This is a genomic window from Trinickia camelliae (assembly GCF_053525655.1).
The window spans coordinates 24,773-50,846 of record NZ_JBCHAA010000014.1; the positions used below are offsets into that span (position 1 = coordinate 24,773).

Here is a 26,074-nt window from a genome sequence, read left to right on the forward strand (position 1 = left end):
TTTAAATATCGTTTGTTTATTTCTATATTACGCGGAACGGCTACGGGCGGCGGCTTCCGCGCATTCGGCGATCAGCGCCGGACCGCGGTAGATGAAGCCTGTGTAGAGCTGCACCAGCGACGCGCCCGCCGCGAGTTTCGCACGCGCGTCGTCGCCGGAGAAGATGCCGCCAACCCCAATGATCGGCACGGTATCGCCGACTTCGGCTTTCAGTTTGCGGATCACTTCGTTCGACGCGTCGAACACCGGCTTGCCCGACAGGCCGCCGGCCTCGTCCGCGTGCTGCAGCCCAGCGACGGCGGTACGCGAGAGCGTCGTGTTGGTCGCGATCACGCCTTCGATCTGATGGCGCAACAGCGTGTCGGAGATGGCCTTGATCTGCTCATCGTCGAGATCGGGGGCGATCTTCAACGCGAGCGGCACGAGTTTGCCGTGCATGTCGGCGAGACGCTGCTGCTTATCCTTGAGCGCGGCCAGGAGCGCGTCGAGCTCGCCCGCTCCCTGCAACTGCCGCAGGTTCTTCGTGTTCGGCGACGAGATGTTGATCGTCACGTAACTCGCGAACGGATACACGCGTTCGAGGCAGTACAGATAGTCTTCGGCGGCGCGCTCGATCGGCGTGTCGGCGTTCTTGCCGATGTTCAGGCCCAGCACGCCGCGATAGCGCGCCGCCTGCACGTTCTGCACGAATTGGTCGACCCCCTGGTTGTTGAACCCCATCCGGTTGATGATCGCGCCGGCCGGCGGCAAGCGGAACATGCGTGGACGCGGGTTGCCCGGCTGCGCGCGCGGCGTGACCGTGCCGACTTCGATGAAGCCGAAGCCGAGCTGGGCAAAGCCGTCGATGCAGGCGCCATCCTTGTCGAGCCCGGCCGCGAGTCCAACAGGATTGCGGAACGTGAGGCCCATCACCGTGCGCGGCGCGTCGGGCACGCGTGCGCCGAAGACGCGAGCAAGCCCGGTGCGGCCCGCGGCGCCGAGTGCGGCGAGCGTCAGATGGTGGGCGTTTTCCGGATCGATGCGAAAGAGTGAGGCGCGGACAAGCGGATAGAGGGAGGTGAACACGGGAAGGGGCCGGCTGCGCGGCTGAATTTTGATAACCCGCCATTTTAGCGGGTTTGAAGTGCATTCCCGCCGTTGCATGCGACCGATACGGACATCGGCGCGCAATTCGAAGCGAGTCCTTTGGTGAGTGCTTTACGGTCTGACCGGCGCAAGCATCGTCTCAGCGCTCGCCCGTGGGCAACGCCGCGTCGACCGGCGGCAGATCGACGCCTTCCGGGTCCAGCACGCTCCAGCGGCCATCGAAGAGACCTTCGAGCGGACGGAAGTTCGCCTTGTACGCCATCTTCGTGCTTTCGCGGATCCAATAGCCGAGATAGACGTGCGGCAGCCGCAGGCTTTTTGCCTGCTCGATCTGCCAGAGGATGTTGTAGGTGCCGTAGCTCGCGTGCGGCTCGTCCGGTTCGAAGAACGTGTAGACCGACGAGAGGCCGTCGCCGAGGATGTCGATCATGCTCACCATGCGCAGCGTGCCTTGTTCGGCGGCCGTGCGGTGCATGAGGTCGTGCGCTTCCACGGGCGCTTCGCGGAATTCCACCAGACGCGAGTTGATCCGGCTTTGCAGCAGGAACTGCTCGTATTGATCGCGGCTGTCGCGGTCCATGCCGCCGCCCGCGTGGCGCGCGGCCTGGTAGCGCATATAGAGCGCGTAGTGCTCCTCGTCGTAGTGCAGCGGCGCAACCGTCGCGATCAGCCCGCCATGTTTCTTCCACACGCGGCGCTGCGTGCGGTTCGGCTTGAACGCATCGACCGGCACGCGCACCGGCACGCATGCGCGGCAGCCGTCGCAATAGGGGCGGTACGTGAAGACGCCCGAGCGCCGGAAGCCGCTCTTGACGAGTTCGGTGTAGACGTCGGAATTGATCAGATGGCTGGGCGTGGCGACCTGCGATCGTGCGATGCGCCCATCCAGGTAGCTGCACGGGTAGGGGGCGGTTGCATAGAACTGCAACGCGGAAAGCGGTGAAAGCGGCAGCTCATTCGGGTGAGTCATCGGCGGCTCTCAATGCGTCGTCTTTTGGTATTGCAAGCCTCTTGGACAGCCACGGCAAGGCTATCGGACGGGCTCGGTCGTCTGGGCCGGCAGTGCACGATTCATGCATTGCCTATGCGTTAGTGACAAGTATATTGCGATGGCGCGAGTTTGTTTCGTCTCGTGTGCCATGGCGCGCATATCGCGCTGATACGGCATGACGGTGCTCTCGGCCGAGTCGGCGAAAAAAAGCGGGCTCCGGTGAACGGGCCCGCGAACTAGGGGAGGTTGGTGATGCTCGGGGTGTCGTGGCCGCCTGAAACGAGGGACGGGGCCGCCGACGGTGGACGGGGTCAGCCGAAGAAAAGCTCGATGGCGCTGATGATCGCGGTGTAGGCGCCGATGCAGGCGCCAAGTGTGAGCGAGGATTTGGCGAAGTCGGTCAAGCGGGTCTCCGTTGTGTCGAGGTCGAGCGCTAATTGGACTGCATACAAAATAAAAATGAAAGCTAATTTTAAGAAAAATGAATGATTCGGATGCGCTCACCTGACCGCCTTGCCGCCTGATGGCCGCGTCGAGCGTCGTTCGGCGTGCGCTGAGTCAGGAGGATCAGGACGTTGAGGCGAACGATGGCGCGACCAGGTCCGCCAGAACCGTCTTGTCGAAACGCCACGGGATCGGCGAAGCGGCGACCGCGCTCTTCACGTGCGTAATGAATGCCTTGCGCGCGATCTCGCGGCCGCCGAGCGATGCGAGGTGCGCGGTGTTCTGCTGGCAATCGATCAGCTCGACTTCATGCCGGCGCAAGTGTCCGACGAGTGCGGCGAGTGCGATCTTCGAGGCGTCGGTGACTTCGGCGAACATCGATTCGCCGAAGAACATCTTGCCGAACGACACGCCATAAAGGCCGCCGACGCGTTTGCCGTCGAGCCACGTTTCGATGCTGTGCGCGTCGCCGACTCGGTGCAGCGACGAGTACGCATCGATGATTTCCGCCGTGATCCACGTGCCGCGCTGTCCGCGCCTCGGCGATTGGGCGCATGAGCGCATCACGGCCGCGAATTCAAAGTCGATGCGCACTTCCCAGCGGTCCTCGCGCAGCACGCGCTTGAGCGTCTTCCTGAGCGACGGCGACACCTTGAATTCGCTGGGTGCGAGGATCATGCGCGGATCGGGGCTCCACCAGAGCACCGGCTGGCCGTCGGAGTACCACGGGAAGATGCCGCGCCGGTACGCGTCGATGAGGCGCGAGGGCAGGAGATCAGCGCTGGCCGCAAGCAGTCCCGGCGCGCCGCTCGTTGCGCCGAGCGCGCGCTCGACTGGGGGAAACGGATCGTCGGGGCCGAGCCAGGGGACCATGCGTCGTCGTGAATGCGCAGGGGGCTCAGCCGTCGCGCAGCGAGCGGAAGATGTCGCCGGTATGCAAACCGAAGCTGCCGGCCGCGCGGTCGGCGAAGAAGAAACGCAGGGTTTGGCCGACAGTCGGGAACGCGATGTCGTCCCACGGGATGTCGCGCTCGTCGAAGAGCTTGATTTCGAGGCTCTCTTCGCCGGGTTCGATGTCGAGATCGAGCATGCGCGCGAGATAGAAGAGATGCACTTGATGCACGTGCGGCACGTTCAAGAGCGAGAACAGATGCTGCACTTCGACGCGTGCGCCGGCTTCCTCGAGCGTTTCGCGCGCTGCCGCTTCGGAAGTCGTTTCGCCCATTTCCATGAAGCCCGCGGGGAGTGTCCAGTAGCCGTAGCGCGGTTCGATCGCGCGGCGGCACAGCAGCACCTTGTCGTCCCAAACGGGAACGGTGCCGACGACATTGCGGGGATTCTGGTAGTGCACGGTGCCGCAGTCTTCGCAGACGAAGCGCTCGCGGTTGTCGCCGGCCGGTATGCGCAAGGTCACCGTGTGGCCGCAGGCTGAACAGAATTTCATGGGAGGCGGACGGAAAAGTGTGATGGGAGTTTATCACCGGCAGGTGCGTTTCTCGTGTCTCACGCTTGATGCCCGCGATCGCAATCTTGCGAGGCACGGACAGCACGTTTTTCGGAAAAGTGCGCCGCTAAAGATGATGTGCAAAAGCAAAAAGCCCGATCGCGATGATCGGGCTTTTTGCTGAAAATCTTGCGGACTTTGCTGCTTGGTTGCGGGGGTAGGATTTGAACCTACGACCTTCGGGTTATGAGCCCGACGAGCTGCCAGACTGCTCCACCCCGCGTCCGTCGAAGAATTGAATTATAGGGGAAACGAAAACCTCGTGCAACACTTTTCGAAGAATCGACATTGAGATCGATGTCACGTCAGCGGCGCACGATGGATCGAAGCAGCGATAAAGCGGGGCGGACAGAGCGTGCAGGTGTGTCGCCGATTGGCCGAACGATGACGTCTTGCACGCGTTTGCGCTCGAATGCCGTGCGCTAGAATCGGGGCGAATTCAATCCGCATCGCTTCTTTTCATTGCGTGACGCACGACGCGGCACGCGGCGATGCGAGTCCTCTCGCATTTCATTTCGACTTCGGCTGATCTCATGGATATCGCTCACGACATGCAGGCGATTGCTGCACAAGAGCATGCGCTTGTCTTCCCTCGCTTCGACGCCGCCCGTGCTTGGCAACTCGGCGCCTATTTGCACGAAGTCGCGGTCGCGCGCGGTCTTGCGATCGCGATCGACGTGCGCACGTTCGGTCAACCGCTTTTCTTCTGCGCGCTCGACGGCACCACGCCCGACAACGTCGATTGGGTCCGCCGCAAGAGCAATGTCGTCGCGCACTTCAGGCGCAGTTCGTACGCGATCGGCTTGAAGATGCAGCAGGCGGGCACCACGCTCGCCGACAAAAACGGTCTGCCGCTCACCGAGTATGCGGCGTATGGCGGTGCGTTTCCGCTCGCCGTGGCAGGCGTCGGCGTGATCGGTTCGGTAACGGTGTCGGGCTTGCCGCAGCGTTCCGATCATGAGCTCGTCGTCGAGGCGCTATGTGCGGAACTGGGGCAGGACTACAGCAAGCTCGCGCTTGCAAAGGCGTGACGCGATGCCGGGATATGTGTGGCTTGCCATCGCGATCGTCGCCGAAGTGATCGGGACTTCGGCGCTGCGCGCATCCGAGGGATTCTCCCGCCTCTTGCCGTCGCTCGTGGTCGTGGCGGGCTATGGCGTGGCCTTTTATTGCCTGTCGATGACGTTGAAGTCGATGCCGGTGGGCATCGTTTATGCGATCTGGTCCGGGGTCGGGATCGTGCTCATCACGCTGGTCGCGATCGTGCTGTATCGGCAGGTGCCGGATCTCGCCGCGGTCGCGGGGCTGGGCCTCATCGTCGCGGGCGTCGTCGTGCTCAATCTGTTTTCGAAGATGCAGGCGCATTGACGCTGCGTACCGACGGGCCATGACGCCTGCGCCCCACGACGAGCAGGCTTACTTCTTCGTGCTGAACTCGATGCGGATGCCGGCTTCGCCTACGGCGAGCCGGCTCTGGTTGCCTTCGATCGTGGCGGCATCTTCCCAGATGTCGATCGCGCGCGAAATTTCGATTCCGCTGCTCGCCGCGTGCGTAAACCATGCCGATGCCGCATCGGTTTCCGGCACCTCGCGGCCTTCCAAAAAGTACTGGCTCATTGCGCGCTCCATCGTTTTCAACGGAGTCGCATTTTACGTGCGCGCTATGGCCGGAGTTTGAACGCCGGCGATAGACATTGCGCATCGCCGCGCGCTCGTGCGCGGCCGATGCTTCGCCATCGCTTCGTTTCTCAGGCCGTAACCGGCTGCGCCGCCGCTGCATTGCGCGCGGCTTCCAGCGACAACCGGATGCCTTCCTCGTAGGGCGTCTTCTTGATCGGACCGATCAGCGCGTGCAGGGCGCTGTCGTCGAGGACGACGGGGTCGGTCTGCAGATAGTGCATTTCCACCAGCTCCCGCAGCATCGGATTGAAGAGGCCGAAGAGGCGCAACATCGGCTTGCTCGCCACCATCAGCTTTGGCGTGCGTCCAGCGAGGCGATATGCCGTCTCGGCTATCTCGCGCTGCGTGATCGTGCCGGCGCCGGCGAGATGCAGCACGCGCCCGTAGGCCTCCGGCGTGCGCGTGAGCTTTTCGATGACCGGGCCGACATCCGGCATGAACACGAATTCGTGCGGCACGTCGATCGGGCCGATCATCTGCGCGCGCGTGCCGTGTGCGGCGCCTTCGAACGCGCCGTGCAGGAAGCTGCGTTCGACGCCGGGGCCGTAGAAATCGGGCAGCCGCAGCACCAGGGTTTGCAGGCCGTCCTTGCCGTGTGCGTCGAGGACGAGGTTTTCCTGCGCAAGACGCATGCGGCCCTTGAACGTGTGCGGCTCGCGCGGATGCGTTTCGGTGACGGGATTCGTTTGCGTGCGCCCATACGGGTAGACGGTGCCGATCAGGATCAGGCGCTCGACGCCGGCGGTGCGCATGCCGTCGAGCGCTTTTTGTATCAGCTGCGGATGCAGCGCGAACTGGTCGTAGGGCACGCCGACCAGATAGATAGCCGTTTTCAAACCGCGCGCAGCGGCGGCGACGGACGCCGGGTCGTCCATATCCCAGGTTGCGATTTCCGCGTGCGGATCGCCGCCGAATTGTGCTTCGAGCGGCTCGCGGTGACGGCCGATGACGCGGTAATGGCGGCCCGCCGCTGCGAGTGCGGCTGCAATGCTGCGGCCCGCGGCGCCGGCCGCTCCGAACAACCCGACTTTCCCTGCAAGCGCGACGTTTTCCATGACGGCTCCTTGTGTCCCATGCATCGCTTGAGGCCGCGACGCCCAGTTAAATGACTATCGAACGGAAACTAAACAGTGTTCAGTGAACGGTGTTCAGTTTAATTTGACTTTTCAGTTTGTCAACCGGAAAATGCACGACATGGGAATCGCCGAACGAAAAAACCGCCAGAAGCAGGCACTGCGGGAACGCATCCTTGAAGCGTCGCGAGAGATCGTGATGCGCGAGGGCTTCGCCGCGCTGTCCATGCGCAAGATCGCCGACGCGATCGAATATTCGCCCGCCACGCTCTATCTGCACTTCGAAAGCCGCGACGACATCGCCCGCGCGCTGTGCGCCGAGGGCTACGACCAACTGCTCGCGAGCATGGCGCCGCACGCGCAGATCGCCGAGCCGCAAGCGCGTCTGCGGGCGATCGCGCACGCGTACGTCGCGTTCGGGCTCGCGAATCGCGAGACTTACCGGCTGATCTTCATGGAAGATCCCAGCTACACCGATGCGGCGCTGGGCGGCTCGTCGGATGGGGGCGCGTCGAGCGAAGAGGGGCAGTTAGCGGCTGTGGCCGCCGAGGGCGCGAACCCCGACGCGGGCGCCGCCGCGTTTCGTCTGCTGATCGACTCGATCGAGGAGCTGAAAGCGGCAGGACGCGTGAGCGCGTCGGCCGACAGCCAGGCGTGGGTCGAGGCGCTGTGGGCGACGCTGCACGGCATCGTCGCGCTGACGCTGACGTGTCCGGTCTATCCGCAGTCGCCGGTGGAAAAGCTGGTCGATGCGGCGATCGACGCGTGGTTCGGCGCGCCGGAGGCGAAGCGTTCGCGGCGCGCCTAACGTGTTACCGTTGTGCCCGTCCTTCACTGCCCGGCAGCCGCATTCGGCCCTATCGCTCATGTCCACGCCTGAACCGCTTTCCGCCACAGAGAACGAAGAGGTTCGCGCCTACGTCGCGAATCGCATCGGTCATATCGAGCTGAATCGTCCTAAAGCGTTGAATGCGCTGTCGACATCGATGATCCGCGCGATGCACGCGGCGCTCGACGCGTGGCGCAACGACGCCGGCGTGCTCGCGGTGGTCGTGCACAGCCCGCATCCGCGTGCGTTCTGCGCGGGCGGCGACGTGCGCTTTTTCCACGAAGCCTATACGCGCGGCGACCAAGCGGCCGTCGATAACTTCTTCATCGAGGAGTACGCGCTCGACCATGCCGTCTTCGCCTACCCGAAGCCCTACATCGCGCTGATGAACGGCATCGTGATGGGCGGGGGCATGGGGATCTCGCTGCCCGCGCATCGCACGGGCGGCCTGCGTGTCGTGATGGGCTCCACCAGGATGGCGATGCCGGAAACGCGCATCGGGCTCTTTCCCGATGTCGGCGCGGGCTGGTTTCTCGCGCGCACGCCGGGCGCGATCGGCCGCTACCTGGCGGTGACCGGCACGACCATCGAAGCCGCCGACGCGCTCTATTCGGGCTTGGCGGACGTCTACATCGACGATTCGGTGGTGCCTGCGCTCCTCGATACGCTGGCGCAGGAGCCGTTCGGAAGCGGTGCGGAAGTCGTCGACTGCGTGCGGCGCGCGGCGTCGCTTTGCAAGGTCGTGCCGACGCCCGATACGTCGAGGCTCGCGACGACCCGCGCCTGGATCGACCGGCACTTCGCGCAGCCGGACGTCGCGCGGATTCTGGCCTCGCTCGCGAGCGAAAGCGATTGCGCCGCAAGCGAATGGGCCGAGGAGACCGAAGGCGCGATGCGCGAGCGCTCGCCGCTATCGATGGCGGTGTCGCTCGAAGTCGTGGTGCGGGCGGAAAGCTCGATGGCGGACCGCCTGCGCAGCGATCTCGATCTGACGCGCTCGACGTTCGCTCGCGGCGACGTGATCGAAGGCGTGCGGGCGCGCATCGTCGACAAGGACAATCGGCCCGTATGGCGCATCGCGCGTATCGAAGACGTGACGCGTGAAGACGTGGAGCGGATGTTCGAGAGCCCGTGGCCTGCAGCGGAACATCCGCTGCGCTATTTGGTGGGCTGAAAGAGGCTCAATCCTCTTCCTGTCCCGCCATGAACGCGCGCATGAACACCAGCGCGCCCCAGCCCCACATCGCATTGGCCGCGAACCCGACCGCGAGGCGCGGCAGCATGTTGCCGCTCGGCCAGATGCCGCGCACGGGATCGACGACGAAGGTGCTCGCCGCCGTCAGCACGATCCCGCCGAACACGAACGCTTGAATCCACGGCGCGACGCGTTCAGGCGACACGCGCAAGAGCCACGCCATCAGCACCGCCCAGACAGCGCTCCAGATCGCATTCGCGATGAATTCGGGGATGCCGAGCGGCTGGAACGGCGTGGTCGAAAAACCGTTTGCGTCGATGAAGCCGGCCGCGTGCAAGAGCGCGAGCGTGGCCTCGTGGAAGAACAGGGCGGCGAGAAAGCCGGACACGAACGGCAGAATGATTTTTTGCATGGAGTGGTGCACCGCGAGGGGCGCGTCCGATGCTGTTCCTGCAAGCCGCGCCGTTATTCAGAACGAGCGTCATTATAGAGGGCGGCCGCTTTCGCATGGCTTCCTGCGCAGGCACAAGCGCGAGCGAACGCTTATGCAAAACCGATCGCTAAAGCGTCGCGCTAATCACAGAAGCGGAAAACCTAAGCTCAAATAATTCGTTCAAAACGCCAAAGGGCCTCCATAGACTGTCTGCTCCGACATCAACGACAAGCACCCGCAGGAGCAGCAGATGAATGTGTTCTGGTTCATTCCGACCCACGGCGACAGCCGTTATCTCGGCACGTCCGAGGGCGCGCGCGCAGCGGACTACGACTACTTCCGCCAGATCGCCGTCGCCGCCGATACGCTCGGCTACGAGGGCGTGCTGTTGCCGACGGGCCGTTCGTGCGAAGACGCCTGGGTGGTCGCGTCGAGCCTGATCCCTGCGACCAAGCGCTTGAAGTTCCTCGTCGCGATCCGGCCGGGCATTGCGTCGCCGGGGCTCTCCGCGCGCATGGCGTCGACGTTCGACCGGCTCTCTGGCGGGCGTTTGCTGATCAACGTCGTGACCGGAGGCGATTCGGCCGAGCTCGAAGGCGACGGCCTGTTCGCCGATCACGACACGCGCTACGAGATCACCGACGAATTTCTGCACATCTGGCGCGACCTGCTTGCCGCCTCGCACACGAACGAAGGGATCGAATTTACAGGCAAGCATCTGAGCTCGAAGGGCGGCAAGGTGCTGTATCCGCCGGTGCAGCATCCGCATCCGCCGCTGTGGTTCGGCGGCTCGTCGCCGGCCGCGCATGCGATCGCGGCGGACCATATCGATACCTATCTCACCTGGGGCGAGCCGCCCGCGGCGGTCGAGAAGAAGATCGCCGATATCCGCGCGCGGGCGGCGGAAAAAGGCCGCAAGATCAAATTCGGCATTCGCCTGCACGTGATCGTGCGCGAGACCGAAGACGAAGCGTGGGCCGCCGCGGACCGCCTCATCAGCCGTCTCGACGACGACACGATCGCCCGCGCGCAAGCGTCGTTCTCGAAGATGGACTCGGAAGGGCAGCGCCGGATGGCGGCATTGCACGGCGGCAAGCGCGGCAGCCGCCAGGAGCTCGAGGTCTACCCGAACCTGTGGGCCGGCGTCGGGCTCGTGCGCGGCGGCGCGGGCACGGCGCTCGTCGGGAATCCTCAGCAAATCGCGACCCGCATGCGTGAGTACGCTGATCTCGGGATCGAGACGTTCATCCTTTCCGGCTATCCGCATCTCGAAGAGTCGTATCGCTTCGCCGAACTCGTGTTCCCGCTCTTGCCGGGACGCGAGCGGCAACGCGCGAACGGGCCGCTGTCGGGACCGTTCGGCGAGATCGTCGGCAATAGCTATTTGCCGAAGGCGAGCCAGAGCTGAGCGGCTTGCCGCGTGCAATTCCATTAGCAGGGACATCCATGGCTCAAATCTCCTTTAGCGCGGGCAGCGCACGCCCGGCTTCGGCGGGCGCGACTGATGCAACGGCTCAGGCGGCGACATCGCGCCTCGCCGCCGCCTTCACACGCCACACGCTTGCGCGCCTGGCTCCGTGGCTCGTGCCGATCGCGATCCTCATCGCGTGGGAGCTGGCCGCCAAGAGCGGGACGCTGTCGGCGCGCATCCTTCCAGAGCCGCTTGCAGTCGTCAAGGCGGCGTGGGCGCTGATCCAGTCCGGCGAGATGTGGACCGACGTCAAGGTGAGCACGTGGCGCGCGGTGTCGGGCTTTGCGGTCGGCGGCGGGATCGGGCTCGCGCTCGGACTCGCGACGGGCCTCTTCAAGCCGGCCGAAACCGCGCTCGATACGACGATCCAGATGATCCGCAACATCCCGGCGCTCGCGATGATCCCGCTCGTGATCCTCTGGTTCGGCATCGACGAGAAAGCGAAGCTCTTCCTCGTCGCGCTCGGGGTGTTTTTCCCGGTCTACGTGAACACGTTCCATGGCATCCGCTCGGTCGACGCGAACCTGATCGAGATGGCGAAAAGCTATGGGCTCAAGGGCTTCGCGCTGTATCGGCACGTGATTCTGCCGGGGGCGCTGCCGTCGATTCTCGTCGGCGTGAGATTCGCGTTCGGGCTCATGTGGGTGACGCTGATCGTCGCCGAAACGATCTCGGCGCAATCGGGCATCGGCTACATGACGATGAATGCGCGCGAGTTCCTGCAAACGGACGTGGTGGTGGTCGGCATCCTGCTCTACGCGGCGCTCGGCAAGATCGCCGACCTGCTGGCGAAGGGACTCGAGCGCGTGACGTTGCGCTGGCACCCGGCTTATCAACGAGGAGCGAAAGCATGACGGCGACGACACTCGCGACCACCTTCGGCGGCATCGCCGGCACCGACCTCGAGGCCGAGCTGGCTCACGCGCGCCTGCGCGATCACGACCGCGACGAGGCGTCGGCGGCCGAGCGCGATGACGCGTTTCATGATGCGCGGCGCGCGGCGGCGAACGACGTGGCGCGCGTTGCGGATGCGGCGAGCGTGCCGCTGCTACGCACCGACCGCGCGGAGACGCACCGTCAACCCGGCGACGCCGCAGTCGAACTGCGAGGCGTCGGCAAGCGTTATGGCGAACGCGCGGTGTTGTCCGAATTCGACTTGTCGATCGAGCGCGGCAGTTTCGTCGCAATCGTCGGGCGCAGCGGCTGCGGGAAGTCGACGTTGCTGCGCCTCATCGCCGGACTCGAAAGCGCGGATGCGGGCGTTCTCGCCAAGACGGGCGTCGCGGGCGCGGCGTTGGAGACGCGCATCATGTTTCAGGACGCGCGTCTCCTGCCGTGGAAGACGGTCTTGCAGAACGTGACGCTCGGATTGGGCCGCGGCGCACGCGACGACGCTCGCGCAGTGCTCGACGAGGTCGGCTTGCTGGAACGCGCGAACGATTGGCCTGCGCAGCTTTCGGGCGGTCAGCGGCAGCGCGTGGCGCTCGCCCGGGCCCTTGTGCACCGGCCGCAACTGCTGCTGCTCGACGAGCCGCTTGGCGCGCTCGACGCGCTCACTCGCATCGAGATGCACGCGCTGATCGAGCGGCTATGGCGCGAACACGGCTTCACCGCGCTGCTCGTCACGCACGACGTGCAGGAAGCGGTCGCGCTTGCCGACCGGATCCTGCTGATCGAAGACGGACACATCGCGCTGGACCAAACCGTGCCGCTGGCGCGGCCGCGTGCGCGAGCCTCGGCCGCGTTCGCCGCGCTCGAAGACGACGTGCTGCAGCGCGTGCTCGCGAGCACACCGCGTGGCCATGCGTCGGCGCCGCTTCATGAAATCCCGGAGCGCGAACGCAATTTGCGCCCGAGCGACGTGCGCTGGGCTATCTGAACCGCTTTATTTCATCGATCTCGATTTCGACCGATCCTAACTGGAGCTGACACACATGGGCATTTCCGCAATCAACGTACGCAATCAATTCAAAGGCAAGGTCAAGGAGATCATCCGCGGACCGGTGGTGTCCGAAGTCGACGTCGACACGCCATTCGGCATCGTCACGTCGGTCATCACGACGCGCTCGGTCGACGAACTCGATTTGAAAGTCGGCTCGGAGGTGGTCGCGCTCGTGAAGTCGACCGAGGTTTCGATCGCACGTCTCTGATCGCTTCGATCGGTTCCCCGCGCGCGCTTTTCGGTGTGCGCGGGCGCTCGCTCGCCGCCCGGCGAATCGCATGGAAAGTGCTACGATGAATCGGGAACCTTGCGCGAGGAGCTGGCCATGTCCAAATCCCTGAGTGCCGATGCGGTCGAAGCGCTGCGACGCCTGAACGAGGTCGGCGTCGGACAAATGCCGCCGCAGCTGTCGAGCGCCGTTGCCGCCGAGCTGCTGCACGCCGGCCTCGCCGGCGAAACCGGCGAAGGCGCGATCGAAATCACCTGTGACGGCCGGAAGTACCTATCCGGCGACTGCGATTGAATCGATCGGCGGGGAGGCCACGGTGGAAGCGAAAGGCGTCGACATGGGCGACTATCAGGAAGCCTACAAGGGCTATGACCTGGAAGTCTGCGTAGAACAAGTGATGACCGGCGTGAAGTCCCACTTTCGGGTGCTGAAAGGCGACGAGGTGGTGGTCGCCTGGCGCCTCGTGCATATCGACGGCTACTGGCCGACCGAGCACAAGGCGGCTGTGGCCGCGCTCGAAGCGGCGCGCGAAGCGGTCGATCGCGAGCTGCAGTCTTGAGGCATGGCCTGCAGCCGTTGCCCGCTGACGGGTGCGGCGCGATCTGACTGACGGATATTGAAGGATAGGAAGGACCGCTGCGGCCGGCGCACGTCAAGTCGTGCGCCGGCCGTTTTCTATTGTCCGGTCGCGGAAGACGGCTGGCCGTCGCCGGCCGGCTCTCCCTCGGACGCCGGTGCCGGATCGCGCGTCTCGGGCAGCGCGATCCATACGAGCAGCACCGCCAGCGCGCCGGCGGCCGCCAGCACCATGAAGCTGACCGCGTTGCCGAAGTGATCGGAGATAAATCCGGCGACGAGCGTGCTGAGCGTGGCGCCGATCCCCGCCGTCAGGCCGAAGAGGCCGATACACAAGTTGTAGTGGCCCTTGTCGCCCGCGACGTCGGCGGCGATCAGCGGCAGCATCACGCCGAACACCGCGGCGCTGATGCCGTCGAACATTTGCACCGGCACGAGCAGGTACGGACTGCTGACACCCGCGAACAGCAGCGCCCGCACCGGCAACGCGGAAAAGCCGAACAGCAGGATCGGCCGCCGGCCCCAGCGCTCCGCCGAGCGCCCGACCCACGGCGACAATGCCGCCACGACCATCTGCGGCACGATGATGCACGCCGCGATCACGAGCTGGACGTTATCGCTCATGCGCGTCGTGACTTCGCCGGCGGCGAGGTTGAGCATCGCCGCGTTCGACAAGTGAAAGAGCGCGATACAGGCCGCGAAGATCAGCATGCGCTTGTCGCGCAGCAGCACGGACATGCTTTCGCGTTCCTCGGGCGGCGGCGGGGCGCCGTAGGGCGCGGCCCCGGTGTTCTCGATCATCGAGAGCGCGACGAGCGCGGGCACCGTGAGCGCGGCGGTGAGCCAGAACACCGCGCGCGCCGAGTAGTACTCGCCGAAGAGCCCCATCAGCCCGGCGGCGACCGCGCTGCCGATCGACGCCCAGCGCGCGTTGCGCCCCAGCCGGTCGCCGAGCGCGTGGCGACCGACGAGCGCGATCGAAATCGCCGCGATCGCCGGCGTCAGCATGCAGCTTGCGAAGCCGTGGAAGACTTCGGCGGCGAGCACCGGCAAGAGCGTCGGGCTTGCCGCGAGCAGGAGCGCGCACGCGGCGATCGCGACGATCGCCGCGGCGCCGGCGAAGCGCTTGTTGCGCATCGTGTCGATGAGCGCGCCCGCCGGAACCTGGCTGATCATCGCGGTCGCCGTGCCGACCGAGAGCGCCACGCCGATCTCGCCCTGCGTCCATTTGTTCGACGTCAGATAGGAGGCGATGAACGGACCGAAGCCGGTCTGCACATTCGCGAGGAAGAAGTTGAGCCAGTCGAGCGCGCGAAGGCTACGGACGAGTGCCATGTGCGGTTTCGTCACCGTTGGGGGCGCGTCGCCGAAGCGAGACCCGGTGACGAGCCGCCCGGCGTGGCCGATGCGGCGGCGCGAGGCGCAGCGGCAGGTGCGGCGGGCGCGGGCGATACGGCGTGCACGGGCTTGTCGGCGTCGTAGGGCGGCGCGGCGTCGATTTGCGCGTCCGACAGATCCATCTGCAGTTCGAGTTCGTCGTCTTTCGGGACGAAGCGCAGCGCCGACCAGTCGGCGGCAATGGTGCGGCGGTCATGGCCGATGAGGCTGCCGACGTCGAGCACGGCCGCCTGCGGCTGCGCGTTCGCGTCGATCAGGACGTCGATCACGCGGCCCACGCGATCACCGTTGCGGCGCTCGACCGTCGCGTCGATCACGGGCAGCGTCAGCGGCTCGCGCGCGGCGCCCGGTTTGCTTGCGGCGGTGCGCGCGTCTTTTGTGCGGGACCGCGATTCCTCGGCGCCGGGCGCCTGGTTCGGCCCGATATCGAGCGTGATCGGGGTTTTCTTCGGCGTCGGACCGAAGCGGAATGCACTCCACGGAAAGCGCACCTTACGGTCGCCGACGCCCAGGAAGCCCGTTAGGTTGACGAGCATGCTCGTCGGCTTGCCGCTCGCGTCGGTGGACATGTCGATCGCGCGGCCGATGATCTTGCCGTCGGGACGCTGCACCTTGGCGTCGAGCAGGCCGTGCGTCTGCTCCTGCGACAACAGACGCGTCGTGATGAGCGGCGGCGGTGCGGGCGGCGCAGGAGGCGCGGGCGGTGCAACGGGCTCGCGCGGGCGTTGCGTCGGTCGGTAGATGGGCTTCTTTGGCGGCGGACGTTTCGCTTCGGTGACTTCGTGCTTCGGCTCGACAACTGGCGCCGATGCGACTTCAGGCGCCGAGGCGGGCGCCTCCGGCTCGGATGCCGGTTCGGGCGGCGCCGGCTGCTCGGTTTCGGGCGCCGGCTTAGGACCGAATAGCGCGCTGCAGCCCGCGAGCGTCGACAGCAGTACGAGGACCGGAATACGCCGGGTTACGTATTGACGGGAAAAACCGCCGCTCATCAATGAAGCTCCTGATAGGTGAGTGCGTGCCGATGGCGAGCGAGGTTGCCGAGTGCCGGTGCTGTCGAACCGATGCGGCTGCGCCCTCGGACTTTGCGCGCGCTCCATTCTAACTGCGGGCTAGTGGTTGCGGCGTTTAGGGCCGGATGACGGTGCTGATCGGCTGAAACTCGACGCAAGCCGCTCGGAAGGCACGCAGTCTGCTGCCTACAACAGACTGGCGCATATCGGCGCCAGCAACATGGGAGAGGAGAGCGGATATGAACAAGACTCAGTTGAAGGGCGTCGCTCAAAAGGTGAGGGGCAAAGTCAACCAGTCCATCGGACACGCAACGGGAAATCCGGCACAGGAGCTCAAGGGAATTGTTCAGAAGGGAATCGGCGGCATACAGAAAGCCGTCGGCGACGAAAAGGAGCGGATGAAAAGGCGGGGACGGTAAGCCAGTCGAGCGGGCACGCCGCTTGCCTGTCATGATCCGCCAAAATGCAGAGGGAACCGCAAGAACTTGCGTGCCGTGCTAGGTTGGCTGGGGAGATAGTCCTACAGTGCACATGCGCGATCCTCGCGCATGCGATCGTGTTTGGGCCGCCAAGTTGATTCGGCGGCCTTTTTGTTTGTGCGGGGATCTGGATTGCGATTCCTGTCGTCGTCGGGTCTGAGGCGCGGACGACGCGCTCGAACGACAAAAGCCGACAACCTTGCTAAGCCACTTGGCTTGCCGGAGACTTTCGAAAACGAGGGGGAAAGCGAGAGATGTAGAGTGGGGTGGCTGATGGGACTCGAACCCACGACGACAGGAATCACAATCCTGGACTCTACCAACTGAGCTACAGCCACCACTGACACTTGCTGCTTGGCTTGCCAGAACTGGCTTGCCGATCAATCAAGAAGCGAGATTATACGAACATAGATCGGGCTTGCCAAGCCCCTTAATCGATAAATTCGATCGGCTCGCGCAAATAATTGCGTGCCTCGTCGAAGATCGCCAGATCGCGGGCAGCGAGCTTCTTGTTGTCCGACAGCACGCGGCGCCAGCCGCGCGCGCCCGCCACGCCGCGATAGAGGCCGAGCGCATGGCGCGTGATCGCGCCGAGGAACGTGCCGCCGGCAAGCTCGTCGGCGCAGTATCGGATCAGGTCCGCTTCAATCTGCTCGCGCGTGCGGGGCGGTTCGGTCGCGCCGTAGAAACGCGAGTCGACTTCGGCCAGCACGTACGGATTGTGGTACGCCTCGCGCCCGAGCATCACGCCGTCGACATGCTGCAAATGCGCGTCGACTTCGTCGAGCGTCTTGATGCCGCCGTTGATGAGGATCTCGAGTGCCGGGAAATCGCGCTTCAGGCGATACGCGTATTCGTACTTGAGCGGCGGAATCTCGCGGTTTTCCTTCGGCGACAAGCCCTTCAGGATCGCGTTGCGCGCATGCACGATGAAGACTTCGCAACCCGCCTCGGCAATCGTGCCCACGAAATCGCGCACGAATTCGTATTCTTCGACGGCGTCGACGCCGATCCGATGCTTGACCGTCACCGGAATCGACACGGCATCGCGCATCGCCTTCACGCAATCGGCGACGAGCTGCGGCTCGTTCATCAGGCACGCGCCGAATGCGCCGCGCTGCACGCGCTCGGACGGGCAGCCGCAATTCAGGTTGATCTCGTCGTAGCCCCATTGCTCGCCTAGTTTCGCCGAGCGCGCGAGGTCATCGGGCTCACTGCCGCCGAGTTGCAGCGCGACCGGCGCTTCTTCGGCTGAAAACGCGAGGTGGCGCGCGACGTCGCCGTAAAGCAAAGCGCCAGTTGTGACCATTTCCGTGTACAGCCACGTATGACGCGAGATCATCCGGTGCAGCGAACGGCAGTGACGGTCCGTCCAATCCATCATGGGCGCTACCGATACACGGCGAGGACTGGAACGAGGCAATGACGTCATGGGAAAAATCGGCGGTGAAAGGCGGGGGGCAAGCAGGCGCGTCCGCAAAACAATCGGGAATCGATCGGACGAGTGCGCCAATTCAGGCCGCAATTTTACCGCAATGGCGCCGTTTCCCGCCTGACGTGCCCGCTCACATGCGCACCCGCGTCTCGATCGAGCCCGAACACGTCGAAGATCCCCGCGAACCCGAGCGCCGCGACGAACAGGAATGCGAGCGCGAAATCGGCCGGCGTGCTCGGTTGCGCCGAATGACCGTGCAGCCAGGTCGCGGCGCGTAGCGCGATCGCGCCGAACGCGACCCCCATGCCCATCGTCATCTGGTTCAACGTGCTCGCGAGCGTCGAGGCGCCGCTCATTTGCGGCTTGGGCACGTCGGCGAAGCTCAGCGTGTTCAGCGCGGTGAACTGCAGCGAGCGCGACAGGCCGCTGACGAACAGCACGGCGATGACCCAGAAATAAGGCGTCGAGGGCGTGAGCAGACTCATTGCCGCGAGCGTCGCCGCAGCAAACGCGCCGTTTGCGAGCAGGACCGAGCGAAAGCCGAAGCGCTTCATGACGGGCATCGTGACGAGCTTCATCGACAGGTTGCCCGCGAACACCGCGAGCGTCAGCAGCCCCGAACGGAACGCGTTCATGCCGAACCCGACCTGGAACATCAGCGGCAGCAGGAACGGCACGACGCTGATCGAGATGCGAAAGAGCGATCCGCCCGTCATCGAGACGGCGAAGGTCTTCACGCGGAACGCCGACAAATCGACGAGAGGACTGCGGGCGCGGCCTAAATGCCCAAGCGCAACGGCGCCCGCCACGACGCCCGCGGCGAGGAAGACGAGCGCTTCATGCCACGGCGCGTCGCTCCTGCCGATCAGTTCGGTCGCGTACAGGAGCGTGGTGCACGCGAATCCGCACAACGCGAAACCGAGCGTGTCGAACGGGCGCTTCGCGTCTTCGCGCGCATTGCCGATAAAGCGCCACGCGAGCGCGATGCCGATCAGGCCGAGCGGCAGGTTCAGGTAGAAGATCCAGCGCCACGACGAATAGGTCGTGATGAAGCCGCCGAGCGGCGGACCGATCACAGGCGCGACAAGTCCGGGCCACGTGATGATCGCAATCGCGCGCATCAGATCTTCCTTGCGCGTCGCCCGCAGCACCGCGAGCCGGCCGACCGGGACCATCATCGCGCCGCCGATGCCTTGCACGACGCGCGCCGCCGTAAACTCTGCAAGCCCCTGCGTCATGCCGCAGACCACCGATGCCGCCGTGAACACCGCAATCGCAGTCGTGAACACGGTGCGCACGCCGAAGCGATCCGCGGCCCAGCCGCTCACCGGGATGAAGACCGCGAGCGTGAGCAGGTACGACGTGATGCCGATGCTCAAGTCGACCGGATGCACGCCGAACGAGCGGGCCATCTGCGGGAGCGCGGTGGCGATGATGGTGCCGTCGAGGTTTTCCATGAAGAACGCGGCCGCGACGAGCATGACGATCAGCGACGCGTCGTTCGCGGGCGCAGTGGCTGGCGGTGCGGAACCGGACATCGGCGGGAATCTCCTCTGGGCGGCGCGTTGGGTGCCGTTTGGTGCTGCGGGCACAGCCGCTGTGGTCCGTCATTCTAGCGGGCGTTCTCGCGTTGCGCCGGCGCGCCCGGAGCGCGACGACGCGACCGTCCGGCGCTTTACAGGGCGGCAGGACCAAACCATGCGGTGAGCGCGGTAGAACCTTTCCGCTCAAATCTGACGATTCGCACGCGAAAGCGAACTACACTTTTTTGAGGGCGGCGTTTGGCAACGCGGACGTTCCCTCGGCGGTCGGGCTGGAAACGTTGCCTGGCCGGTGGCGAAATTGCGCTTCGATGGTAGGATTCGGCCGGCAAAATTCACCGGTCGCGAAGGCAGCCGGGTAGCAACTCTTTGGACTCAGGAAATCGAATGGCGCAACAGAAAACCAATCCCAAACTCGAGCAAGCGCTGACCCGCGGCGATCTTGCGATGCGGCAGGCGAATTCCGCACGCGCGACCGCGCTGTTGCGCGCGCTCGGCAAGATGATCGTCGAGTCGTCGGCGACGATCGGCGTCGAGGCCTTCACGTCGATTCCCGATGGCGATCGCATTTACGATCCGGCTGGCGGTCTGTGGCCGCAAAAGTTGCTGGTGTCGCTCGACGGGCCGGTCGAGGACGCCGACCCGGACGAATTGCGCACCATCTGGCTGCTCGCCGACACGCCGAACACCGTGTTTCGCGTCGAATGGCAGCGGGCGGACGGCAAGGTCGGCCGCCAGGAAGGGCGGCCGCTTGCGACTGTCGGGTTCATCACCGACGTCGAGATTCCGTGGAGCGACGACGAGGACTGAGCGCTGTATCGAACGCAGCGGGCGCGCCGCCCGCTCGCACTCAGCGCATCATGCGGCGCCGGAATAGCACCGCGCAGACGAAGAACGACACCAGTGCGTAGCCGGCCAGCACGTAGATGTGCAGCGCCGCATCCTGCATCGGCCGGCCAAGCATGGCCGGGCGAATCAGCTCCACCGCGTTGAAGAGCGGCAACGCTTGCGCTGCGCGCTGCGCCAATCCCGGCAACTGCGTGATCGGAAAGAACACGCCGGAGAGCAGCAGCATCGGCGTGAGCACGAGCGTCTGATAGAACATGAAGAAGTCGTACGACGGCGCGAGCGCCGTCACGATCATCGCGAGGCTCGCGAAGGCCAGGCCCGCGAGCACGATGGCCGGCAGCGCCAGCAGCATCGACGGAAAGCTCGCGTAGCCGAGCAAGCTCGCCACGAGCATGATCGCGACACCGGAAAGCACCGCCTTGCTGGCGCCCCAGACGATCTCGCCGAGCACGATATCGCCGAGTGTGAGCGGCGTATGCATGATCGCTTCCCACGTGCGCTGCACGTGCATCCGCGAGAAACCCGAATACATCGACTCGAAGCTCGCCGACATCATCACGCTCGAGGCCACTGTCCCGGCCGCGAGAAACGCGATGTAGGAGACGCCCTCGACGCGTCCCACCATGAGCCCGAGCCCCAGGCCGAGACCGAACAGGTAGATCATCGGGTCGGCGAGATTGCCGATCATCGACGCCAGCGCGAGCTTCTTCCACACCAGATAGTTGCGGCGCCACACCGCGGTCCAATGCGTCGCGTTCGCGGGCAGCGCGCTGCGCCAGCGCGAGGTGGTCGTTTGCGACGTGTCGGGGGTGTTGGGCGTGTCGTAGCGGCGAGCGTCCATGTCGTTGGGTCCTGGCGCGTTTTCTTGTGCGAGTGGTCAGTCCTGCATTTCGCGGCCGGTCAGGCGCAGGAACACGTCCTCGAGATTGGCCGGGCGATGCAGATAGCGCAGGCCGGCGCGGCCGTCCAGGCGCGCATGCACCGGCTGCGGATCGCGCACGTAGCAAAAAAGCGTCTCGCCGCTGATATCCGTGCGCACGGCAAACGGCGCTAGCTCGTCGCGCAGCGCGGCGGGGTCGGCGCCGTAGATCTCGATGACCTCGCAGCCGATCTCCGCTTCGATCAACTCCTTTGGTGCGCCCTCGGCGATCTTCTGTCCTTCTTCGATCACGCACAGGCGATGGCAGAGCCGCTCGGCTTCCTCCATGAAGTGCGTCGTGAGCAGGATCGTCTTGCCGCGCGCGAGCAGTGAGCGCAGGCGCTCCCAGATCAAATGCCGCGCTTGCGGATCGAGACCGGTCGTGGGCTCGTCCATGATCAGCACGTCCGGGTCGTTGATGAGCGCGCGCGCCAGCGTGAGGCGCCGCTTCATGCCGCCCGACAGTTCGCCGACGCGTGCATCGGCCTTGTTTTCGAGCCTCGCGAATTCGAGCAGCGTCGGCACCATCGCGCGCGTTTGCGCCGACGAGAGCCCGAAGTAGCGCCCGAACACGAGCAGATTCTCGCGGACGGTGAAGTCGGGATCGAGATTGTCGAACTGCGGCACGACGCCGACGCGCTGACGCGCAAAGCGCGCGCGAGCGGGAATCGGCTCGCCGCAGAGCCGGATCATGCCGGCGTCGGGTTCGCTCATGCCGAGCAGCATCTTGATCGAAGTTGTCTTGCCGGCGCCATTCGGTCCGAGCAGACCGAAGCATTCGCCGATGCGCACATGAAACGACAGGCCGTTCACGACGGCTTTGTCGCCGAAATGCTTTTCGACTTCTTGAAACTCGATGGCAACGTCGGACATGGGCGCGTAGGTTCCAATAGGAGTGCGTGAGAGGCTTGGGCCATTTTAGTGCATCGGCCAACGCGGCTCTGTGCACGCCTTGCGCTGAGTTTGTGCGGTGCAGCGGGACTTGCACCGCGCGCGGAGATCGTCCCGTCCTTTCATGTGGCCCTCGTCCGATTTGGCGCACGAATCGGCCGATCTACTAAGCGTTTTCCATCCCTTGCAAGCGGAATTGCGGCGCACCATGATTAGGGCAAAGGCGCGTACAAGCGTCGAAGACGCGCACAAGCGCATATGGGAGGTCATGATGGCAAGCTACAAAAAAATTCTGTTGTGCTATGACGGCACGCGTGAAGGCCGCAAGGCGTTGCGCTGCGGCGCTGACCTCGCACTCGACTTGAAGGCGGAGACGCATCTGCTGTCGGTCGTCGACATGCGGACGAGCATCGCCCAGAGCGCCGGGCTCTTGACCGATGTGGCGTGCGGCCGCTTCGAAGATGCCGCTCGCGAGATTCTTCAGGAGGGCGTCACCTGGCTAACCGAACGGGGCGTGCAGGCGCACGGTCATTTCGCGTTCGGCCACCCGATCGACGAGATCGCCAATCTCGCCAATGAACTCCAGGCCGATCTGGTCGTGGTCGGCCACCGTTGCCGCAGCGGCCTGTCGCGCTGGTGGATGGGTTCGGGAAACACGCAACTGCTCGACCGCGTGTCGTGCAGCATTCTCGTTGCGTGTTCGTCGCCACAAGAGCAACGAAAGGAAGCGGAAACCGAAGCTGCGATGAGCGTGCGTTAAGTTCAGTCTCTGGTGCGGCCAGTTGCCCATGCTGGCCGCACGTCACCGTGGTCACGCGTGTTTGAGCGGGCTAAATGAGCGCGCTTAACCGATCTAAGCGCCTAGCGATCTAACCGTTTAGCTCGACGGCCACCAGCTTCCACGAAAACAACCCTTCGCGATGCAGAATCGCCGAATACGGCGCGTTGCCCGCATTGCGCTGGTAGGTGACGGCGAACTCGTTGACGCCGCGATAGCCCGCGGTGGTTTTCGCCGGCACCGGTGCCGAGGCCGACTGGCTCTGGGACGGCGCCGGCGCCGGTTGCGCCGGTTGTGAGGGGGCCTCCTTCGAAGCCGTGTCTTCCGAGGCCTCGCCCGGTTCAGGCGGATGCTCGCCGGGCGTACCGCGCGGCGGCATGCCGTCGAGAATCGCGGCCACGCCGTCAGGTGTCGCATAGGCGTCGACGAGCGGTCCGACCAACGCCATTCCGATCATTGCCCCAATAGCGGCGAACGGATTGTGGAGCTTTTGCTCGTCGATACGCCGTGTCAGCACTTGCGTGACTTGATCCTTGAGGCTCTGGCGCAAAGCCGGATAGTCGACGTACTGATTGAGCGTCTGCGCATCGCGTGCGTCAGCTGCGCGCTTCAAGCGATCGAGAGCAACGTACGGCGACGCGTAGGCATAGCCCAATACCGCGACCACAGCGATTGCGATAACAGCCTTTATCGCAAGAGCAACCGGATTGCGTTGCGTTGAGCGAACGGGATCGGACATGAGGGAAAGGTCTCCGCAAAAAAATAACGATGAACGGTGGACCGTCAAGCCAAGAAAATGATCCCTTCAGAATTGTTAGCTATTGCAACTGAGTGCGCCGCCGAGCCCATCAATCGAAAAGCCCTTGCTGCGCGCCCGAGCCTTCGGCGGCAATGCAACGATCGATCATCCGGCAGACCGCGTCGATGGTGCCGACCATGATCAGGCGCGACGCGCTGTGATAAACGCGCACCGGCCCGCGCCGCGTGGGTTCCGAGTTCAAGCCGCTATTCAACGACACCCGCGCGAACGCCGGCAGCGCCGACGGCAGTGCCGGCTCCCATCTCCCCGCTTGCGATTCGAACTGCAATCCGGGCTGATCGAAGCGTGTTTCTGCGACTCGCGCGGTGCGAGTCAGCGTGTCGATGGCTTCGAGCGGTGCGCAAGGCACGACGCCGCGCAAATGGCGCAGGCGGCCGAATTGACGGAAAGGCAAGAGGCGGGCAAGGCGGTCCATGGCATTTCTCCAGTCAGAGTCCGGGCAGCGTTCAGAATTCGGTCGGGCGAATCAGCCCCACCGCAATACCTTCGAGTGCGAATTCCGCGCTCCCGGCCTGAACAAAGATGTTGTCGTAATCGGGGTTCTCGGCGATCAGTTCGATGCCGTCCTTGCGACGCTTGAGGCGCTTGACGGTGACGTCGTCGCCGAGCCGCGCGACGATGATCTGGCCGTCTTTCGCTTCGCTGCGCTTTTGCACCGCGAGCAGATCGCCATCGAGGATGCCGGCGTCGCGCATCGACAGCCCGCGCACTTTCAACAGGTAGTCGGGCTTGCTCGAGAAGAGCGCCGGATCGCATGCGTAGTGCTGCGAGATGTGCTCTTGCGCGAGGATCGGACTGCCCGCCGCGACGCGCCCGACGAGCGGCAGCGAAAGCTGCATCAGGCCCGCGTGCGGCAGCGTGAACTGATGCGGCGCGTCGTCCACGCCCATCAGCAGGCGGATGCCGCGCGAGGCGCCGGCGGCGAGTTCGATCACCCCTTTGCGCGCAAGCGCCCGCAGGTGTTCTTCGGCCGAATTGGCCGAGCTGAAGCCGAGTTCGGCGGCGATCTCGGCCCGCGTGGGCGGAAACCCGCTTCTTTCGATCGTCTGGCGGATCAAGTCAAAAACCTGCTGCTGCCTTGCGGTGAGTTTGGTCATGGCACTGTATGGATAGACAGGTGACTGTATTTTTATACAGTATTCGTCACATTTCAAGCGTTACTTTAAGTGTTGCTATCCGAGCCAGCCGTGACGCTTGATCGAGGTCATCCGCGACGCCGGAGCACCCAAACGGCTGGCATAGCACCGATTCCCGCTGTCGCTATCCACTTTTTGTCATTAAAGAATGAAGATTTATTATTTTTGAGTATGTAGGCCCTTCGCTAGACTGGCCCGACGTAATAAGGCGGCAGTCTTGAAAACGGAGAACAAACGAATGGCCGAAAGGAATACGGGGAAGGCGGGCAAGGCTCGCCGGTGGGTTGCGACGCTGGCTTTGAGCGCGCTGTCGACGGTGGCCGGCGTGCTGACGCTTACCGCGAGCGCGCCCGTGCACGCCGATACGACGCTGTTGAACGTGTCCTACGACCCGACGCGCGAGCTGTACCAGGACATCAACCAGGCATTCGGCAAGGAGTGGAAAGCGAAGACCGGCGAAACGGTGACCTTCAAGCAGTCGCACGGCGGCTCGGGCGCGCAGGCGCGCTCAGTGCTGGACGGCTTGCAGGCCGATGTCGTGACGCTCGCGCTCGCCTACGACATCGACGCGCTCGCGAACAAGGGGCTCATCGACAAGAACTGGCAGAAGCGTTTGCCCGACAACGCGTCGCCGTACACGTCGACGATCGTGTTCCTCGTGCGCAAGGGCAATCCGAAGCACATCAAGGATTGGGACGACCTCGTGAAACCGGGCGTGTCGATCGTCACGCCGAACCCGAAAACCTCGGGCGGCGCGCGCTGGAACTACCTCGCGGCCTGGGCGTACGCGGTGCACCAGCCGGGCGGCAACGACCAGACGGCGAAGGCGTTCATCACCAAGCTCTACAAGAACGCCGGCGTGCTCGATTCGGGCGCGCGGGGCGCGACGACGAGCTTCGTGCAGCGCGGCATCGGCGACGTGCTGATCGCGTGGGAAAACGAGGCGTTCCTGTCGCAGAAGGAGTTCGGCGCGGACAAGTTCGAGATCGTCGTGCCGTCGGTGAGCATCCTTGCCGAGCCGCCGGTGGCGGTGGTCGACAAGGTCGTCGACAAGCACGGCACGCGCAAGCTCGCCGAGGCGTATCTGAACTTCCTCTATAGCGACGAAGGGCAGGAGATCGCCGCGAAGAATTTCTATCGTCCGCGTTCGAGCAAGGTGCCGGCCGCGCTGACGGACAAGTTTCCGAAGCTGAAGCTGTACACGGTCGACGACACGTTCGGCGGCTGGACCAACGCGCAGAAGACGCATTTCGCCGACGGTGGCGTGTTCGATTCGATTTATCAGCCTCAGTAACACAAGCAGTCACGCAGAAAGAGAGTCAACTGCCAGTTTCGGCTGGCTATAACAACGACGACGAGCGGCCC

General features: G+C 64.5%; 29 protein-coding genes, 2 tRNA genes and 1 pseudogene. 14 read left to right on the top strand and 18 right to left on the bottom strand.

From position 1 onward, the window contains the following. Positions 1 to 27: 27 nt before the first annotated feature. The 5 genes from AAHK20_RS22100 to AAHK20_RS22120 all read right to left on the bottom strand — a co-directional run bounded on the left by AAHK20_RS22100 (position 28) and on the right by AAHK20_RS22120 (position 4,248). Complete coding sequence (locus tag AAHK20_RS22100; protein ID WP_449183642.1) at positions 28 to 1,065, bottom strand: quinone-dependent dihydroorotate dehydrogenase; 1,038 nt, start codon at positions 1,063 to 1,065, stop codon at positions 28 to 30. 160 nt (positions 1,066 to 1,225) lie between these two features. Next, the gene (locus AAHK20_RS22105) at positions 1,226 to 2,056 is read right to left on the bottom strand and encodes an arginyltransferase (protein ID WP_449183643.1); all 831 of its coding nucleotides are present in this window, start codon (positions 2,054 to 2,056) and stop codon (positions 1,226 to 1,228) included. Positions 2,057 to 2,644: 588 nt separating this feature from the next. Further along, positions 2,645 to 3,394 (bottom strand): leucyl/phenylalanyl-tRNA--protein transferase, encoded by a 750-nt coding sequence (gene aat, locus AAHK20_RS22110; protein WP_449183644.1) that lies wholly within the window; start codon positions 3,392 to 3,394, stop codon positions 2,645 to 2,647. A gap of 25 nt (positions 3,395 to 3,419) precedes the next feature. Then, complete coding sequence (locus tag AAHK20_RS22115) at positions 3,420 to 3,965, bottom strand: NUDIX hydrolase (protein ID WP_449183645.1); 546 nt, start codon at positions 3,963 to 3,965, stop codon at positions 3,420 to 3,422. A 206-nt stretch (positions 3,966 to 4,171) separates the two neighbouring features. Beyond that, positions 4,172 to 4,248: transfer RNA gene (locus tag AAHK20_RS22120), tRNA-Met, on the bottom strand. 310 nt (positions 4,249 to 4,558) lie between these two features. On the opposite strand from AAHK20_RS22120, the gene AAHK20_RS22125 reads away from it, so the two are divergent. Both AAHK20_RS22125 and AAHK20_RS22130 read left to right on the top strand, forming a co-directional pair. After that, complete coding sequence (locus AAHK20_RS22125; RefSeq protein ID WP_449183646.1) at positions 4,559 to 5,056, top strand: heme-degrading domain-containing protein; 498 nt, start codon at positions 4,559 to 4,561, stop codon at positions 5,054 to 5,056. Between the two features lie 4 nt (positions 5,057 to 5,060). After that, complete coding sequence (locus AAHK20_RS22130) at positions 5,061 to 5,393, top strand: DMT family transporter (RefSeq protein WP_449183647.1); 333 nt, start codon at positions 5,061 to 5,063, stop codon at positions 5,391 to 5,393. 48 nt (positions 5,394 to 5,441) lie between these two features. Here AAHK20_RS22130 and AAHK20_RS22135 read toward each other — a convergent pair whose 3' ends face one another. Continuing rightward, positions 5,442 to 5,642, bottom strand: coding sequence for a hypothetical protein (locus AAHK20_RS22135; protein ID WP_449183648.1), 201 nt, complete (start codon positions 5,640 to 5,642; stop codon positions 5,442 to 5,444). A 131-nt stretch (positions 5,643 to 5,773) separates the two neighbouring features. Beyond that, positions 5,774 to 6,760, bottom strand: a complete 987-nt coding sequence (locus AAHK20_RS22140) for an NAD-dependent epimerase/dehydratase family protein (protein ID WP_449183649.1) — start codon at positions 6,758 to 6,760, stop codon at positions 5,774 to 5,776. 139 nt (positions 6,761 to 6,899) lie between these two features. On the opposite strand from AAHK20_RS22140, the gene AAHK20_RS22145 reads away from it, so the two are divergent. Both AAHK20_RS22145 and AAHK20_RS22150 read left to right on the top strand, forming a co-directional pair. Beyond that, positions 6,900 to 7,586, top strand: a complete 687-nt coding sequence (locus AAHK20_RS22145) for a TetR/AcrR family transcriptional regulator (RefSeq protein WP_449183650.1) — start codon at positions 6,900 to 6,902, stop codon at positions 7,584 to 7,586. Between the two features lie 58 nt (positions 7,587 to 7,644). Then, positions 7,645 to 8,781 carry an enoyl-CoA hydratase/isomerase family protein gene (locus AAHK20_RS22150; RefSeq protein WP_449183651.1) on the top strand — a complete coding sequence of 379 codons (1,137 nt, stop codon included), beginning with the start codon at positions 7,645 to 7,647 and terminating at the stop codon, positions 8,779 to 8,781. A 7-nt stretch (positions 8,782 to 8,788) separates the two neighbouring features. Here AAHK20_RS22150 and AAHK20_RS22155 read toward each other — a convergent pair whose 3' ends face one another. Beyond that, positions 8,789 to 9,214, bottom strand: a complete 426-nt coding sequence (locus tag AAHK20_RS22155; RefSeq protein ID WP_449183652.1) for a hypothetical protein — start codon at positions 9,212 to 9,214, stop codon at positions 8,789 to 8,791. A 271-nt stretch (positions 9,215 to 9,485) separates the two neighbouring features. Here AAHK20_RS22155 and ssuD point away from each other — a divergent pair, with 271 nt between their 5' ends. The 6 genes from ssuD to AAHK20_RS22185 all read left to right on the top strand — a co-directional run bounded on the left by ssuD (position 9,486) and on the right by AAHK20_RS22185 (position 13,436). Continuing rightward, positions 9,486 to 10,643, top strand: coding sequence for an FMNH2-dependent alkanesulfonate monooxygenase (gene ssuD, locus AAHK20_RS22160; RefSeq protein ID WP_449183653.1), 1,158 nt, complete (start codon positions 9,486 to 9,488; stop codon positions 10,641 to 10,643). A gap of 38 nt (positions 10,644 to 10,681) precedes the next feature. Continuing rightward, positions 10,682 to 11,560 (top strand): aliphatic sulfonate ABC transporter permease SsuC, encoded by an 879-nt coding sequence (ssuC, locus tag AAHK20_RS22165; protein ID WP_449183654.1) that lies wholly within the window; start codon positions 10,682 to 10,684, stop codon positions 11,558 to 11,560. Next, a complete protein-coding gene (locus AAHK20_RS22170) occupies positions 11,557 to 12,585 on the top strand; it encodes an ATP-binding cassette domain-containing protein (RefSeq protein ID WP_449183655.1) in 1,029 nt (342 codons plus the stop codon). Before ssuC ends, AAHK20_RS22170 begins: the two co-directional genes overlap by 4 nt. A 55-nt stretch (positions 12,586 to 12,640) precedes the next feature. Then, positions 12,641 to 12,856 (top strand): TOBE domain-containing protein, encoded by a 216-nt coding sequence (locus AAHK20_RS22175; protein WP_063496361.1) that lies wholly within the window; start codon positions 12,641 to 12,643, stop codon positions 12,854 to 12,856. A gap of 117 nt (positions 12,857 to 12,973) precedes the next feature. Beyond that, positions 12,974 to 13,171 (top strand): hypothetical protein, encoded by a 198-nt coding sequence (locus AAHK20_RS22180; protein WP_449183656.1) that lies wholly within the window; start codon positions 12,974 to 12,976, stop codon positions 13,169 to 13,171. 22 nt (positions 13,172 to 13,193) lie between these two features. Next, on the top strand, positions 13,194 to 13,436 hold the full coding sequence (locus AAHK20_RS22185) for a DUF6566 family protein (RefSeq protein ID WP_449183657.1): 243 nt from the start codon (positions 13,194 to 13,196) through the stop codon (positions 13,434 to 13,436). Positions 13,437 to 13,552: 116 nt separating this feature from the next. On the opposite strand, the gene AAHK20_RS22190 is transcribed toward AAHK20_RS22185, so the two are convergent. Together AAHK20_RS22190 and AAHK20_RS22195 are read right to left on the bottom strand one after the other, a co-directional pair. Continuing rightward, positions 13,553 to 14,788, bottom strand: a complete 1,236-nt coding sequence (locus AAHK20_RS22190) for an MFS transporter (RefSeq protein ID WP_449183658.1) — start codon at positions 14,786 to 14,788, stop codon at positions 13,553 to 13,555. Between the two features lie 11 nt (positions 14,789 to 14,799). Then, a complete protein-coding gene (locus AAHK20_RS22195; RefSeq protein WP_449183659.1) occupies positions 14,800 to 15,840 on the bottom strand; it encodes a PRC-barrel domain containing protein in 1,041 nt (346 codons plus the stop codon). 260 nt (positions 15,841 to 16,100) lie between these two features. On the opposite strand from AAHK20_RS22195, the gene AAHK20_RS22200 reads away from it, so the two are divergent. Further along, positions 16,101 to 16,280, top strand: coding sequence for a CsbD family protein (locus AAHK20_RS22200; protein ID WP_449183660.1), 180 nt, complete (start codon positions 16,101 to 16,103; stop codon positions 16,278 to 16,280). 322 nt (positions 16,281 to 16,602) lie between these two features. Here the strand turns inward: AAHK20_RS22200 and AAHK20_RS22205 are convergent. The 3 genes from AAHK20_RS22205 to AAHK20_RS22215 form a co-directional block, all read right to left on the bottom strand. Next, a tRNA-His gene (locus tag AAHK20_RS22205) sits at positions 16,603 to 16,678 on the bottom strand. Between the two features lie 92 nt (positions 16,679 to 16,770). Then, positions 16,771 to 17,772 carry a tRNA dihydrouridine(20/20a) synthase DusA gene (gene dusA, locus AAHK20_RS22210; RefSeq protein ID WP_449183661.1) on the bottom strand — a complete coding sequence of 334 codons (1,002 nt, stop codon included), beginning with the start codon at positions 17,770 to 17,772 and terminating at the stop codon, positions 16,771 to 16,773. A 95-nt stretch (positions 17,773 to 17,867) separates the two neighbouring features. Then, entirely contained in the window at positions 17,868 to 19,313 is a 1,446-nt protein-coding gene (locus AAHK20_RS22215) for a DHA2 family efflux MFS transporter permease subunit (protein WP_449183662.1), read from the bottom strand. Between the two features lie 390 nt (positions 19,314 to 19,703). Between AAHK20_RS22215 and AAHK20_RS22220 the strand changes: the two genes are divergently transcribed. Beyond that, positions 19,704 to 20,126 carry a hypothetical protein gene (locus AAHK20_RS22220; protein ID WP_449183663.1) on the top strand — a complete coding sequence of 141 codons (423 nt, stop codon included), beginning with the start codon at positions 19,704 to 19,706 and terminating at the stop codon, positions 20,124 to 20,126. A 40-nt stretch (positions 20,127 to 20,166) separates the two neighbouring features. Here the strand turns inward: AAHK20_RS22220 and AAHK20_RS22225 are convergent, their stop codons facing one another. Continuing rightward, a complete protein-coding gene (locus AAHK20_RS22225; RefSeq protein ID WP_449183664.1) occupies positions 20,167 to 21,006 on the bottom strand; it encodes an ABC transporter permease in 840 nt (279 codons plus the stop codon). Between the two features lie 36 nt (positions 21,007 to 21,042). Next, positions 21,043 to 21,957: a nodulation factor ABC transporter ATP-binding protein NodI gene (nodI, locus tag AAHK20_RS22230; protein ID WP_449183665.1), complete on the bottom strand. Its 915-nt coding sequence runs from the start codon at positions 21,955 to 21,957 to the stop codon at positions 21,043 to 21,045. Between the two features lie 289 nt (positions 21,958 to 22,246). On the opposite strand from nodI, the gene AAHK20_RS22235 reads away from it, so the two are divergent. After that, positions 22,247 to 22,735, top strand: a complete 489-nt coding sequence (locus AAHK20_RS22235; RefSeq protein WP_449183666.1) for a universal stress protein — start codon at positions 22,247 to 22,249, stop codon at positions 22,733 to 22,735. A 109-nt stretch (positions 22,736 to 22,844) separates the two neighbouring features. Here AAHK20_RS22235 and AAHK20_RS22240 read toward each other — a convergent pair whose 3' ends face one another. From AAHK20_RS22240 to lexA, 3 genes and pseudogenes are all read right to left on the bottom strand, one after another. Then, complete coding sequence (locus AAHK20_RS22240; protein ID WP_449183667.1) at positions 22,845 to 23,492, bottom strand: DUF2939 domain-containing protein; 648 nt, start codon at positions 23,490 to 23,492, stop codon at positions 22,845 to 22,847. Between the two features lie 109 nt (positions 23,493 to 23,601). After that, a pseudogene (locus AAHK20_RS22245) lies at positions 23,602 to 23,802 on the bottom strand (hypothetical protein); the annotation flags it as partial. Between the two features lie 217 nt (positions 23,803 to 24,019). Next, positions 24,020 to 24,670, bottom strand: coding sequence for a transcriptional repressor LexA (gene lexA, locus AAHK20_RS22250; RefSeq protein WP_449183668.1), 651 nt, complete (start codon positions 24,668 to 24,670; stop codon positions 24,020 to 24,022). A gap of 277 nt (positions 24,671 to 24,947) precedes the next feature. On the opposite strand from lexA, the gene AAHK20_RS22255 reads away from it, so the two are divergent. Beyond that, on the top strand, positions 24,948 to 26,003 hold the full coding sequence (locus AAHK20_RS22255; RefSeq protein ID WP_449183669.1) for a sulfate ABC transporter substrate-binding protein: 1,056 nt from the start codon (positions 24,948 to 24,950) through the stop codon (positions 26,001 to 26,003). Positions 26,004 to 26,074: the final 71 nt, after the last annotated feature.